Below are 12441 nucleotides of genomic sequence, written 5' to 3'. Positions count from 1 at the left end.
CAGGGACATGTGCTGTGCGCTGCGTTCTCCGCTGGCGCGGTGCGGGGCGGCTCAGCCGGTGAGCACCTTGGCCTTGGCACTCTCGTACTCGGCGTCGGTGATGTCACCGTGATCGTGGAGGCCGGCGAGCTTCGCCAGTTCGTCCGCCTTGTTCGTCCCCGTCGCGGGGCCCTCGGCAGCCGCTTGCTGCACGTAGGAGCGGAATGCCTGCTCCTGTTCCTGGGCCTGCCGCACATCGCGCTTGCCCATGTCCTTGCCCCGCGCGATCAGGTAGACGAAGACGCCCAGGAAGGGCAGCGCGCAGACGAACAGGGTCCAGCCCGCCTTGCCCCAGCCGCTGAGTTCGTCGTCGCGGAAGATGTCACCGATGACCCTGAACAGGAGCATGAACCACATGATCCACAGGAAGAAGTACATCATCGTGAGGAACCCGTCGAGGAGGGGGTAGTCCATGTCGTCCTCCGGTTGCCGGTCCGCCGCTCGATGGACACGGCGGAATGGTCTTGACGGCATCCACGGTCCATCGGAACGAAGCGGGGCGGATCACCCGGTCCGGGTGGCTTCGTGATGTCACGGACGCGACGGACATCACGGTCGGGTCCTAGACGAGGATGAGCACGATGAAGACGAGGCAGGCCACGATGTTGATCAGCCAGCTGTGACTGTTCATCCAGTCCCTGACCCGGGGCATGGCCGCCTGGGCCCGGCGGTGGAATGTCAGAAAGCCGAGCAGGGGCAACGCGGCGATCAGCACTGTCAGCCCGATGAAGGGCAGGGCCGAGCCGAAGGACGCGCCGCTCTGCTCCAGGTGGACACCGACCGTCGCCATCACGATGAGATCCGAGGGCATCAGCAGGATGATCAGCAGACCGACCTTGAGGGCCCGCCGCGGACCCGCGGTCATCAGGGTGCCGAGCCACGCGGGCGGTTCGATGGTCTCGCGCCGGACCCAGTTCTTCACCGCGGCGGCGAGCAGCAGGCCGACCAGCACGTACTGGATGACCAGACCGACGGAGCCCGTGTTGGAGGAGTCGCCCAGATCCACCGCCGAGCCCAGCAGTGCCGCGAGGCCCCGCATGATGGCGACACCCGTGGTCGCGGCGACAGCGACACCGAGGAGGAACGCCAGCGACACACGGACTGCTTTGGGGGTCGTGACGAAGATGACCGCCGACACGATCTGCGGACCGACCATCATCGTGACCGCGAGCGGCAGGATGTTGAGTCCGTCCACGCGTTCACCTCCTCGTTCAGTCGCGCCGCTTCGGCGGTGAGGCGGAAAGCCCGAAAGCCTCCATGATGTCGCCGCTGGTTCCGCGATACGGGCCGGGACGATCCACGTTGCTATGGATGTCTCCGCACAGCAGCCGGGAGCGGCCACCCGAGTGACGGGGCCGGCGGGACGTGACGCGCGCGAATCCCGCCGGGCTCTTACGGTGATCGCGTGGAGGGTGAGTCGTGGCACACGCGAGGTCCCGTCGCCACGCCCCGCTTCAGGCGCCTGTTCGTGTTCCTGAGCCCGGCCGTCGCAGCGGTGACGATGGCGGGGGCGGTCGGGCTCGGCCTGGCCCTGCCGCACTGGGAGGACTCCCTCCCCCGCGTCGGGCTGACCTACGACACGGACACCGCGTCGACGACCCTCGCGGCCATCGCGGGCGGGATGATCACCCTGTCCGGCTTCGTCATCACCGCGGTCACCCTGGTCATCCAGACCGTGCAGAGCATGTCTCCCCGCCTGATCGACGTCATCGGACACTTCCGCCGGTCACTGGCCGTCGTGGGACTCGTGACCGGCACCGCGGTGTACGCACTGGTCGTGCTCGCCCAGATCCGGCCCGGCGAGACACCGCGTCTGTCGGTGACCCTGGCAGTCGCTCTCGTGGTCGTCGACACCGTTGTGCTGCTGCGGAGCCTGACCGGGCTCCGGCACGTCGTGACCGGGGGCGGGCTCGCGCGGGCGGTGGGAGAACTCATTCCCGGGTCGATCGACGCCGCGCTCCCGCTGGACGGGACGGCGGCGGCCTCCGGCACCGCTGCTCCCGCATGGGTGTCCCGGGCAGGCGTTCCGTGGGTCCACACCGGGCGGCCCGGTGTCATCCGGAGCGTCGACGAGCGGCTGCTGCTGCGGATCATGGCCGGCTGGGACGCGTGTGTCTCGCTCGATGTCGGTCCCGGGGACTTCGTCAGCGCCGGCTCGGTCCTCGGGCAATGGCACGGGCCGGCGGAGGCGCCCGGATCACGTCGCGTCCGGCGGTCGCGTCGACTGGCTTCCTGTGTACGCGTGGACCGAGTCCGCCGCATCGACCAGGATCCGGCGTACGGACTCCGGCTTCTGGTGGACATCGCGATCCGCGCGCTCTCACCGGCCGTGAACGACCCCACGACCGCCGTACAGGCACTGGACCACATCGAGGTGACGCTCATCCGGCTCGTCACCCGTCCGCTCGGCGTGACCCTGGTGGCCGACGGCCGGGGGACACCCCGCCTGCGCCGGGCGACTCCCGCGTGGCCGGAGGTGGTGAGCCTGGGGCTGGACGAGATCCTGCACTACGGGGCCACGTCCTTGCAGGTCGTACGGCGCCTGCGGGTGCTGATCCAGGACGTGGCCGCGGTGGCTCCGGACGACCGGAGGACTCCGTTGGACGAACGCCTCGCCCTGGTGGACCGGCTCGCCCGCGCCTTCCGTGATCCGCTGCTCACGGTTGTGGCGCGGGGAGCGGACCGACAGGGACTCGGCGGTGCCGGCGGCGCTTCGCACCCCGGCTAGTCCATCGCGTCATCCCGCTTGACCACGCACAGCGCCCAGATGACGAACGCGTACAGGGCGATCAGCGTGAGCGACCAGACGGGGTAGTACGGGATGGAGAGGAAGTTGGCGATGATCAGCAGCCCCGCGATGCCCACGCCGACGACCCTCGCCCAGGTGGCGGTCGAGAACAGGCCGAGGCTCACGATCATGGCGATCGCGCCGAGCGCCAGCTGGATCCAGCCCCAGCTCGTCAGGTCGAACTTGAAGACGTAGTTGGGGGTGTGGACGAAGACATCGTCCTCGGCGATCGCCATGATGCCCCGGAAGAGGTCGAGGATGCCGGCGATGAACAGCAAGACGGCGGCGAAGACTGTCAGCCCTCCGGCGGCTGCCATAGCGCCTGGCGAGTGGTGGTGCGGGCTGGTGGTGGTGGCCATGTCAGGACCTCCGTTCCTGATGCGGCTGCGGTCGGCAGCCGCTCATGATCGAGCTTGCACCCGGCCCACCGGTCCGTCGTCACCCCGGGAGGGTGATGAGGGGCGGCTATCGCGGACGCGTCACCGCCATGGCTCGGGCCTCCTCGGCGGTGATCCGACCGGCCCGTGCGGCCTCGGCGAGGACGTCGTGGTCGCGGTCGTTCCGGTCGGCGTACGCCTCGGCGAACTCCACGAGGGACGGGTCGAACGTTGCCGGGGCGAGGACCGGCTCTCCGGACTCCTTGGCCTGGAGCGGCAGCGGATCGCCGTCGTCCCGGCCCGGCATGAGGGCGATCCGGCAGCGCGTGCCGATGCCCATGGCCCCGACCGCCTTGCGCGCCATGTCGACCAGGCGGAAGCGTTCCGGCAGGTGCCGGCGCCCGGAGGCGATCAGGTCGTAGATGTCGCGGACGAGGTGCCGCTCGGGAGCCGCGGCCAGGCCGAACGTGAGGTGGGTGCCTGCCGCGGGGCGCGTTGCCCCCATCGGGGCCGCCTCGCCCTCGCCCTCGCCCGAGAGGCTATTCCGGCACAGGGCGCATCTCCTCGACGTGCAGGCCGAGATTCCGGAAGCGCGCGAGCAACCCGTACAGATGTGCCTCGTCCGTCACCGGGCCGAAGAACACCGTCTGCCGGTGGATGAGCACCCTTGCCAGCTCCGGGAACGCCTCGGCGAGTGCTGCGGAGACTCGGCCGGTGACACGGAATTCGTACTGCATACCTGCACCGCCCTCTCCAGCGCGGTGGGGCCCCCTTGTCCTCTCTGCATACTGACTGCCGCAAGGCCGTGCCGGATCACCCGCTGGAGGTGACTGGACGGGCGCCGGGTCGGGCGGCGGCGCGGTGATCCGCGACATGTCCCGCGAACCGGTGAACGCGGCTGTCCGAGTGTCCGTATCTGTCCACAACGTCCGCGGCACGACGAAGGCGGCCCGCGGGGACGACGTGAGGAACAGGCGATGAACGACCGGGTTACTCCTCCGACGCAGTCGGTACAGGCTCTGCCGAACGGAGAGGCAGAACTCGCGCTGGTGGTCCACCTGTCATGGGAGGACGTGGCCCGGCTGGGCCAGGAGGCGGGGCGGCTGGCCACGCAGATGCAGCGGCCGGTGTCGCTGGACGAGGCGGCCAGTCATCGGCTGCGGTCCAGTGGGCTGGGGGCACACGCGAAGCCCGCGCAGCAGCAGCCTCCGGCGGTTTCGGCGGCGTCGGCGTCCGTGTCGGCGTTGCCTTCCCGGCCGCCGGGGGAGCAGGCTCGGCAGGCTATTGATCGGATCAACGGGACGGCGTAGCGCCGTGGGGGTGCGGGGTCCGTTGCCGGGTGCGGGTCGCTGTGGCTGGTCGCGCCCACCCGGCGGAGCCGCAGATCGACACAGCCCCGCGCCCCTGGGTAGGTTGACGTGCTCCCTGTTAAGAAGTGGCCCCACGTACCGCCGCGGTTGCCTTTCTGGCCGCTACCAGGACCGGGTCCCAGACCGGGGAGAACGGGGGTGCGTAGCCCAGGTCCAGGGCGGTCATCTGTTCGACCGTCATGCCTGCGGTGAGGGCCACCGCCGCGATGTCGACCCGTTTCGCCGCGCCCTCGTGGCCGACGATCTGGACGCCCAGGAGGCGGCCCGTGCGGTGTTCGGCGAGCATTTTCACCGTCATCGGAGCCGCGCCGGGGTAGTAGCCGGCGCGGCTCGTCGACTCGACGGTGACCGCTTCGAAGCGGAGGCCCGCCCGGTGCGCGTCCTTCTCGCGCAGGCCCGTGCGAGCGATCTCCAGGTCGCACACCTTGCTCACGGCGGTGCCGACGACCCCGGGAAAGGTCGCGTACCCGCCGCCCGCGTTCGCGCCGATGACCTGGCCGTGCTTGTTGGCGTGCGTGCCCAGGGGGATGTGCCGTTCCTGGCCGGAGACGAGGTCCAGGACCTCGACACAGTCGCCGCCCGCCCAGATGTTCGCGTGTCCGCGCACCCGCATCGCCAGGTCGGTGAGGAGGCCGCCGTGGTCGCCCACGGGGAGTCCCGCCGCCCTGGCGAGGGTCGTCTCGGGGTGGACGCCGATGCCGAGGACGACCACGTCCGCCGGGTACTCGGCGTCCTCGGTGGCGACCGCGCGGACCCTGCCGTCGTCGCCGGTGAGCAGCTCGGTGACCTCGGCGTCGTTCACCATGGTCATCCCGAGGCCCTCCATCGCCTTGTGCACCAGGCGCCCCATGTCCGGGTCGAGCGTCGACATCGGTTCCTTGCCGCGGTTGACGACCGTCACCTCGTAGCCGCGTTTGATCAGCGCCTCGGCCATCTCCACGCCGATGTAGCCCGCGCCGACCACGACCGCCCGCCGGCCCTCGGTGCCGGCCAGCGTGTCCAGGAGCGCCTGGCCGTCGTCCAGGGTCTGCACGCCGTGCACTCCCGGGGCGTCCACGCCCGGCAGGGCGGGGCGGATCGGACGGGCACCCGTGGCGATCACCAGCTTGTCGTACGACGTCCATGACTCGGCGCCGGTCTCCAGGTCACGGGCGCGCACCCGGCCGCCCGGGACGTCGATCCCGGTGACCTCCGTACGCATGTGCAGATCGATGTCGCGGGCCCGGTGCTCCTCGGCCGAGCGGGCGATCAGCCGGTCCCGGTCGGGGACGTCGCCGCTCACCCAGTAGGGGATCCCGCACGCCGAGTACGAGGTGAAGTTGCCGCGTTCGAACGCCACGATCTCCAGTTCGCCGGGCTTCCTGAGCCGACGTGCCTGCGACGCGGCGGACATGCCCGCCGCGTCGCCGCCGATCACCACCAGACGCTCGGTCCCACGCTTCGTGTCGCCCGTACGGCCATCGCTCATGCGCATGCTCATGCGAACACGCTACGGGGACCAGGCATTTCGACCCCGGACAGGATCGATCAATTCCGGTCAGCCCTGGTCCGGGCCGCCCGACTCCACCGGGGGAGCGGTCGGCAGGTACGTCGTCGGGGCCGCGTTCCTCGCTGTCACGTCGGCGGGACGGCGTTCCCGGCGGAGCCGGGCGAGGCGCAGCCAGGCGAACGCCAGCAGGGCCGCCACCGCGGCGAACGGCAGTACCGCGGCGAGGGCCACCACGATCCAGCGCAGCATCGTCACGAACGCGTTCCAGCCGCCCGCGAGGGCGTCCAGGAAGGTCGGGTCGTCGTCCTCGTCGGACTCCTTGGGCGGGTTCTCGGACAGGGAGAGGTTGATCGTGGCCAGGGAGGTGCGGTCCTTCAGGGAGGCCTGGCGGGCGAGCAGCGACTCCAGATCGGCCTGACGGCGGCTCAGCTCGCCCTCCAGGGTGACCACGTCGGACAGCTTGGTCGCCCTGTCCATCAGCTCCCGGATGCGGTTCACACTGGCGCGCTGGGTGGCGACGCGGCTCTCCACGTCGACGACCTGGTCGGTGACGTCCCGCGCCTCCGCCTCCCGGTGCAGGAGCTTGCCGGCGCCCTCCAGCTGGTCGAGCACCCGTTCGTACTCGGCGACGGGCACCCGCAGAACGACGTCGGTGCTCTCGCCGCCCTCCCCCTCTTCGAGGGTTGTCGTCTCGGCGCCGACGAACCCGCCCGCGCTCTCCGTGACGGTACGGACCTTGGCCAGGGCCTTCGTCACGTCCTTGACCCGTACGGAGACGGACACGGTGCGGATGATGTGCGGGCCGCCGACCGCCTGGGGCGCCTTGGTGGCCTCGGCGCCGCTGCCCTTGGCGTCCGACCCGCCGTCCGGCCCGGCCTGCTGCGCCAGGGCGCCCGAGGCCGGCTGCGCGGCCTTGTCGTTCGAGCCGCCGGCCGAGCTGTCCTCGGCGCCGGGGCCGCCGCAGCCGGTGAGCGCGAGTGCCGTGACCAGGCAAAGTCCCGCCAGGGCCCGCACAGGGCGGGCGGAGTGCCGGGTAGGGCGTGGGTGTGTGCGCAGGTTGTTCATCGTGTGGATTCCCCCGAGGGCTGTTGTCGACCGGTTTTGGACTGCTCCGGAGCGTTATGAGGTGTTAGAGGCTTTAGAGGTGTTATGGAGCGTCGTGGGGCGTCGTGGGGGGTTGTGGGGGGTGTGCCGCACGACTGACGCTCCTTGGACGCACGAAGGGGGCGGGACGTTGGCCGGTCCTGGTTCCGATGAGGTCACGGTCGGGACTCGTGCCGGACACCGCGGGGGTGGTGTGCGCCGACGGGAGTGTCAGTGGGGTCTGAGAAGGTGGTGGCATGAGCGCAGTGGAGGCCCGTGCGGGTGCCGGGCATGTCGTCGTCATCGGAGGCGGGATCGCGGGTCTCGCCGCGGCCCACCGGCTGCTGGACCGGGGTGCGAGAGTCACGGTCCTGGAGGCGTCCGACCGCGTCGGCGGCAAGCTGCTGCCCGGCGAGATCGCGGGCGCGCGGGTCGACCTCGGCGCCGAGTCGATGCTCGCGCGCAGACCCGAGGGCGTGACGCTGGCACGCGAGGTGGGCCTCGGCGACCGCCTCCGGGCGCCCGCCACCTCGACCGCCTCGATCTGGACCCGGGGTGCTCTGCGGCCCATGCCCAAGGGTCATGTCATGGGCGTTCCCGGCAGCGCCTCGGTACTGGCCGGCATCCTCTCGGACGAGGGGCTGGCCCGGATCGGGCGCGACGCCGAACTGCCGCGCACGGAGGTCGGGGACGACGTGGCGGTGGGCGAGTTCGTCGCCGCCCGCCTCGGCCGCGAGGTCGTCGACCGGCTGGTCGATCCGCTCCTCGGCGGGGTGTACGCGGGCGACGCCTACCGCATCTCGATGCGCTCGGCCGTACCCCAGCTCTTCGAGGTGGCCAGGAAGGACGCGTCCCTGACGGAGGGCGTCCGTGGCATCCAGGCCCGGCTGGCCGCCGCTCCTCAGCAGGGCGGGCCGGTGTTCATGGGCATTCAGGGAGGCGTGGGCCAACTGCCGCTCGCCGTCGCGGAGTCGGTGCGCGCGCGGGGCGGCGAGATCGTCACCGGGGCACCCGTGACCGAGCTGCGCCGGACGGCCGGGACACCGGCGGCCTGGCGGGTCGTCGCCGGGGAGCGGGTGTTCGACGCGGACGGGGTGGTCGTCGCCGCACCGGCCCCGGTGGCCGCCCGTCTGCTGCGCGCCGAGGCACCGGCGGCCGCCGCCGAACTCGCGGGCGTGGAGTACGCCTCGGTGGCCCTGGTCACCCTGGCCTACCGCCGCGCCGACATCAGCCTCCCCGAGGGCAGCGGCTTCCTCGTCCCGCCCGTCGACGGACGCACCATCAAGGCATCGACGTTCGCCTCCCAGAAATGGGGCTGGATCGCCGACGAGAACCCGGACCTGCTGATCCTGCGGACCTCGGTGGGCCGGTACGCCGAGACGGAGATCCTCCAGCGCCCCGACACCGACCTGGTCGAGGTCTCACGCCACGACCTCAAGGAGGCGACCGGACTGACGGCGCCCCCCGTCGAGACCCGCGTCACCCGCTGGGACGACGGCCTGCCCCAGTACCCGGTCGGCCACTACGCGCGCGTGGAGCGCGTCCGCGAACACATCGCCAAGCTCCCGGGCCTCGCCGTGTGCGGCGCGGCGTACGACGGGGTCGGCATCCCGGCGTGCGTCGCGAGCGCGTACGCGGCGGTGGACGCGCTGGGGCCGCTCGAACCTCGTGAACCTCTTGAGGCCGACCCGGTGCAGGGCGCGCCCGGCGGAGCGGGAGAATAGGCACATGAGTGACGACGCCCCCACCACCGACGCGGCCCGCATCCCGAACAAGGGCAAGCTGGCCAAGGACCTCAACGAGGTCATCCGCTACACCCTGTGGTCCGTCTTCAAGCTGAAGGACGTCCTGCCCGAGGACCGCACGGGCTACGCCGACGAGGTCCAGGAGCTCTTCGACCAGCTCGCCGCGAAGGACGTCACCGTCCGCGGCACGTACGACGTGTCCGGGCTGCGCGCCGACGCCGACCTGATGATCTGGTGGCACGCCGAGACCGCCGACCAGCTCCAGGAGGCGTACAACCTCTTCCGCCGCACCAAGCTGGGCCGCGCCCTGGAGCCGGTGTGGTCGAACATGGCGCTGCACCGCCCCGCCGAGTTCAACCGCTCGCACATCCCCGCGTTCCTGGCCGACGAGACGCCCCGGAACTACGTCAGCGTCTACCCGTTCGTGCGCTCGTACGACTGGTATCTGCTGCCCGACGAGGACCGTCGCCGGATGCTCGCCGACCACGGCAAGATGGCCCGAGGCTTCCCGGACGTGCGTGCCAACACGGTCGCCTCGTTCTCCCTCGGCGACTACGAGTGGCTGCTGGCCTTCGAGGCCGACGAGCTGTACCGCATCGTCGACCTCATGCGCCATCTGCGTGCCTCCGAGGCCCGGATGCACGTCCGCGAAGAGGTCCCGTTCTACACCGGGCGCCGCAAGGACATCGGCGAGCTGATCGCCGGTCTCGCCTGACCCGCGGTCCGCTTCACGCGCCCTGGGCGGCCTTCTCCTTCTGTGAACGGTCCGCCCGGGCCACGGGCCGCGGCTCCGCGTGCGGGGCGCACTCCGCGTGCCGCCCCGGCAGCCGGCCTGCCAGCAGATACGCGTCCAGATAGTCGTTGACGCACTGGTTCGGACCGCCGGCGACACCGTGCGTGCCCGCGCCCCGCTCCGTCACCAGTGCCGAGCCGGACAGCCGGCGCCGCAGTTCCAGCGCGCCCGCGTAGGGCGTCGCCGCGTCCCGTTCGGCCGCCAGGATCAGCACCGGAGGCAGCTCGCCCGGCCCGGTCCGCACGTCGAGGGGTGTCTGCCGGGGCGCGGACCAGTAGGCGCACGGCAGGTTCATCCAGGCGTTGTCCCAGGTCTCGAACGGCGCCGTGCGCGCGAGACGCGTGTTGTCCCGGTCCCAGACCCGCCAACTCGTCGGCCAGGGCGCGTCGTTGCACTCGACGGCCGTGTAGACCGCGTTGCCGTTCTCCGCCTCGACGGCCGCCTCGGTCACCGGCGCCGCCTGATCGATCAGCGGCTGCGGGTCGCCCTTCAGATAGGCGGCCAGCGCGTTGGCGCGGTGCGGCCAGTAGTCGTCGTAGTACCCGGCCTGAAGGAACGCGCCCTGCAACTGACCCGGTCCGACCTTCCCACCGGCCGGCTCGGCGGCGAGCAGGGCCGCCGCCCGGTCGTAACTCCGCAGGACGGCCTCGGGCGTGGCGCCCAGCCCGTACACGTCGTCGTGCCGGGCGACCCATGCGCGGAAGTCCGCCCAGCGGCTCTCGAACGCGGCCGACTGGTCGAGGTTGTTGCGGTACCAGATGCCGGCCGGGTCCGGGTTCACCGCCGAGTCGAACACCATCCGCCGTACGTGCGAGGGGAACAGCGTCGCGTACAGCGCCCCGAAGTAGGTGCCGTACGAGGCGCCCATGAACGTCAGCCGCTTCTCGCCGAGTGCGGCGCGCAGGACGTCCAGGTCACGGGCGTTGTTGAGGGAGTTGTAGTGGCGCAGCGCGTCGCCCGAGCGCTCGGCGCATCCGCGCGCGTACGCCTTCGCCTCGGCGACGCGCTCCCTCTTGTACGACTCCGAGGGCTCCGCCGGTGCCTGCGTGGGCCCCTTGAAGAAGCTCTTGGGATCCTCGCAGGACAGCGGCGCCGACCGGGCCACCCCGCGCGGTGCGTACCCGACCAGGTCGTAGGCCCCCGCGATGCGCTTCCACTCGGGAATGGCGCCGATCATCGGGAAGAACATGCCGGAGGCGCCGGGGCCGCCCGGGTTGTAGACGAGGGAGCCCTGGCGCTCCACCCGGTGCTCGGGGTCGCGCGGGTTCTTGCCGGTCGCCTCGGTCCGGCTGACGGTGAGTTTGATCTGCTTGCCGTAGGGGTGCGCGTAGTCCAGCGGCACGGTGACGGTGCCGCAGCGCACACTGTCCGGCAGTTCCTCCTCCTCCGCGCACTTCCCGAAGCGGATACCGGCGGCCCCGGCGCGCGCGGCGGCCAGCACGGAACCCCGGAACTCGGCCGAGCCGGGACCGCCCGGCAGACCGGGCCCGCCCGGGGCGCTGTCGGCCGGGGCGGCGGCCAGGGTGGTCAACAGCAAGGACCCGGCGGCGGAGTAGAGGACGGCGGCTCGCATGGCGTATCCCTTCGGTGGCGACAGAAGGGATGTTTCGGGCGCCGACCGGGGAAGGCAAGCACCACTCGCCCGGTGTCGCCGCGAGCACTCCAGTGCGCCCCCGCACACTCCCGAGGCGCCGCCCCGGACCGGTTCTAGGTGGGCTCCCGGTGTGCGAAAGCCGCGCGCAGGTCCGGTTCGTGGACCGCGCGGACCCCGAGTACGGCGACGGAGGTGAGATACGTGCGTTCGTCGCGGTCGGTGCGGGGAGCGGTGTTCCTGGTCCGGCGGGTCATGGCGGCGAGCAGGCGCTGTCCGGCCGGTGACGCCCAGCGCGAGTACGGGTGGACCTCGATCCGGGCGACGGCGAGGCAGCTCAGGGTGAGGACGAGGGGGAGCGCGAACCAGAGGGCCACCAGGTCGCGCGGCACGGTGCCCCGCCCCGGCACCAGCAGGGCCACCGCGCCCAGCGCGACGACGGCCAGCGCGGCCGCCCTCACCCGACGGACCGCGAACGCGATCCCGCGCCGGGCGCCGTCGGGCACGGCCAGGCCCGCCGCGACCAGCCGGTCCGCGAGCCTCCGTACGGCCTCGGTGCCGGCCGCCGCCGTCCGTACCGGAGCGATCCGCGACTGCCCCTCCGGCCCGATGGCACCGATCACCGACCGTTCCATCTCGTCCCGCCCGCTCGGGTCCACGACCGTCGCCCAGCCGGTGTGGGCGAGCAGCAGCCGCCGCTGGCGGGCCATCGACACCATCGTGAGATCGGCGACCCGCGCCGGTCCGCCGGACAGGAACGCGGCCTCGTACAGCGTCAGGTCACGCCCGCGCCCGCCGGGGCCGACGTCCGGATCGACGCCGGCCGCGTGCACGGCGGCCCGGCACAGCCGGACGCACGCCGTACCGGCGGCGATCCAGGCCAGCAGCAGGAGGAAGGACCAGAACATGCCGTTGTTCTATGCGAAGGGTGCCTGGAAAGCCATGGGCTTTCAGGATACGGACGGGGTATGGCCGGTACGTGATGTATCGGCGGTGGCCGAATGACGCTGGTTCCCACAGGCCTTCTAGGACGGCTCCGTAGCCCCTGCGGGCTCCGGTGGTGGGCTGGTCGCCGGTGGCGGCAGCGGGTAGGTCGCGGCCGGTGTGGGTGTCACCGGTGTGGGTGTCACCGGTACGGCGGACGCGGGGGAGGCCGTCGGAGCGGG

The 12441-nt window shown here is 71.7% G+C and carries 13 protein-coding genes; 4 read left to right on the top strand and 9 right to left on the bottom strand.

The genetic code is table 11. From position 1 onward, the window contains the following. Nucleotides 1–51 precede the first annotated feature (51 nt). On the bottom strand, nt 52–453 hold the full coding sequence (locus AOK08_RS25910) for an SHOCT domain-containing protein (protein WP_055530390.1): 402 nt from the start codon (nt 451–453) through the stop codon (nt 52–54). Nucleotides 454–601: 148 nt separating this feature from the next. Beyond that, nucleotides 602–1234: a GAP family protein gene (locus AOK08_RS25905; protein WP_079054263.1), complete on the bottom strand. Its 633-nt coding sequence runs from the start codon at nt 1232–1234 to the stop codon at nt 602–604. Nucleotides 1235–1444: 210 nt separating this feature from the next. Here AOK08_RS25905 and AOK08_RS25900 point away from each other — a divergent pair, with 210 nt between their 5' ends. Continuing rightward, on the top strand, nt 1445–2767 hold the full coding sequence (locus AOK08_RS25900) for a DUF2254 family protein (RefSeq protein ID WP_055530388.1): 1323 nt from the start codon (nt 1445–1447) through the stop codon (nt 2765–2767). Here the strand turns inward: AOK08_RS25900 and AOK08_RS25895 are convergent. From AOK08_RS25895 to AOK08_RS25885, 3 genes are all read right to left on the bottom strand, one after another. After that, entirely contained in the window at nt 2764–3186 is a 423-nt protein-coding gene (locus tag AOK08_RS25895; RefSeq protein WP_055530387.1) for a DUF7144 family membrane protein, read from the bottom strand. The two genes, AOK08_RS25900 and AOK08_RS25895, sit on opposite strands and share 4 nt — an antisense overlap. Nucleotides 3187–3292: 106 nt before the next feature. Then, the gene (locus AOK08_RS25890; protein WP_055530385.1) at nt 3293–3709 is read right to left on the bottom strand and encodes a DUF2252 family protein; all 417 of its coding nucleotides are present in this window, start codon (nt 3707–3709) and stop codon (nt 3293–3295) included. Between the two features lie 34 nt (nt 3710–3743). After that, nucleotides 3744–3941 carry a hypothetical protein gene (locus AOK08_RS25885; RefSeq protein WP_055530383.1) on the bottom strand — a complete coding sequence of 66 codons (198 nt, stop codon included), beginning with the start codon at nt 3939–3941 and terminating at the stop codon, nt 3744–3746. Between the two features lie 240 nt (nt 3942–4181). Between AOK08_RS25885 and AOK08_RS25880 the strand changes: the two genes are divergently transcribed. Next, the gene (locus tag AOK08_RS25880) at nt 4182–4514 is read left to right on the top strand and encodes a hypothetical protein (RefSeq protein WP_055530381.1); all 333 of its coding nucleotides are present in this window, start codon (nt 4182–4184) and stop codon (nt 4512–4514) included. Nucleotides 4515–4632: 118 nt separating this feature from the next. Here the strand turns inward: AOK08_RS25880 and AOK08_RS25875 are convergent, their stop codons facing one another. Beyond that, entirely contained in the window at nt 4633–6048 is a 1416-nt protein-coding gene (locus AOK08_RS25875) for an FAD-dependent oxidoreductase (RefSeq protein WP_055530391.1), read from the bottom strand. A 63-nt stretch (nt 6049–6111) separates the two neighbouring features. Next, on the bottom strand, nt 6112–7128 hold the full coding sequence (locus tag AOK08_RS25870; RefSeq protein ID WP_055530380.1) for a DUF4349 domain-containing protein: 1017 nt from the start codon (nt 7126–7128) through the stop codon (nt 6112–6114). Between the two features lie 275 nt (nt 7129–7403). Between AOK08_RS25870 and hemG the strand changes: the two genes are divergently transcribed. Both hemG and hemQ read left to right on the top strand, forming a co-directional pair. Continuing rightward, on the top strand, nt 7404–8870 hold the full coding sequence (gene hemG / locus AOK08_RS25865; RefSeq protein ID WP_055530379.1) for a protoporphyrinogen oxidase: 1467 nt from the start codon (nt 7404–7406) through the stop codon (nt 8868–8870). Nucleotides 8871–8874: 4 nt separating this feature from the next. After that, nucleotides 8875–9606, top strand: a complete 732-nt coding sequence (gene hemQ, locus AOK08_RS25860; RefSeq protein WP_055530377.1) for a hydrogen peroxide-dependent heme synthase — start codon at nt 8875–8877, stop codon at nt 9604–9606. Nucleotides 9607–9619: 13 nt separating this feature from the next. Here hemQ and AOK08_RS25855 read toward each other — a convergent pair whose 3' ends face one another. Further along, on the bottom strand, nt 9620–11257 hold the full coding sequence (locus AOK08_RS25855) for an alpha/beta hydrolase (RefSeq protein ID WP_055530376.1): 1638 nt from the start codon (nt 11255–11257) through the stop codon (nt 9620–9622). Nucleotides 11258–11391: 134 nt separating this feature from the next. After that, a complete protein-coding gene (locus tag AOK08_RS25850; protein WP_055530374.1) occupies nt 11392–12183 on the bottom strand; it encodes a TIGR04222 domain-containing membrane protein in 792 nt (263 codons plus the stop codon). Between the last annotated feature and the right edge of the window lie 258 nt (nt 12184–12441).

This window comes from Streptomyces graminilatus (assembly GCF_001418565.1).
Taxonomy (GTDB): Bacteria; Actinomycetota; Actinomycetes; order Streptomycetales; family Streptomycetaceae; genus Streptomyces; species Streptomyces graminilatus.
This window is presented reverse-complemented; position numbering and strand designations above follow the sequence as displayed.

Coding starts and splice junctions, on each gene's coding strand:
- AOK08_RS25880 (WP_055530381.1), top strand. CDS start 4,182: ATGAACGACCGGGTTACTCCTCCGACGCAGTCGGTACAGGCTCTGCCG.
- AOK08_RS25885 (WP_055530383.1), bottom strand. CDS start 3,941: ATGCAGTACGAATTCCGTGTCACCGGCCGAGTCTCCGCAGCACTCGCC.
- AOK08_RS25910 (WP_055530390.1), bottom strand. CDS start 453: ATGGACTACCCCCTCCTCGACGGGTTCCTCACGATGATGTACTTCTTC.
- AOK08_RS25890 (WP_055530385.1), bottom strand. CDS start 3,709: ATGGGGGCAACGCGCCCCGCGGCAGGCACCCACCTCACGTTCGGCCTG.
- AOK08_RS25855 (WP_055530376.1), bottom strand. CDS start 11,257: ATGCGAGCCGCCGTCCTCTACTCCGCCGCCGGGTCCTTGCTGTTGACC.
- AOK08_RS25870 (WP_055530380.1), bottom strand. CDS start 7,128: ATGAACAACCTGCGCACACACCCACGCCCTACCCGGCACTCCGCCCGC.
- AOK08_RS25895 (WP_055530387.1), bottom strand. CDS start 3,186: ATGGCCACCACCACCAGCCCGCACCACCACTCGCCAGGCGCTATGGCA.
- AOK08_RS25875 (WP_055530391.1), bottom strand. CDS start 6,048: ATGCGCATGAGCGATGGCCGTACGGGCGACACGAAGCGTGGGACCGAG.
- AOK08_RS25850 (WP_055530374.1), bottom strand. CDS start 12,183: ATGTTCTGGTCCTTCCTCCTGCTGCTGGCCTGGATCGCCGCCGGTACG.
- hemG (WP_055530379.1), top strand. CDS start 7,404: ATGAGCGCAGTGGAGGCCCGTGCGGGTGCCGGGCATGTCGTCGTCATC.
- hemQ (WP_055530377.1), top strand. CDS start 8,875: ATGAGTGACGACGCCCCCACCACCGACGCGGCCCGCATCCCGAACAAG.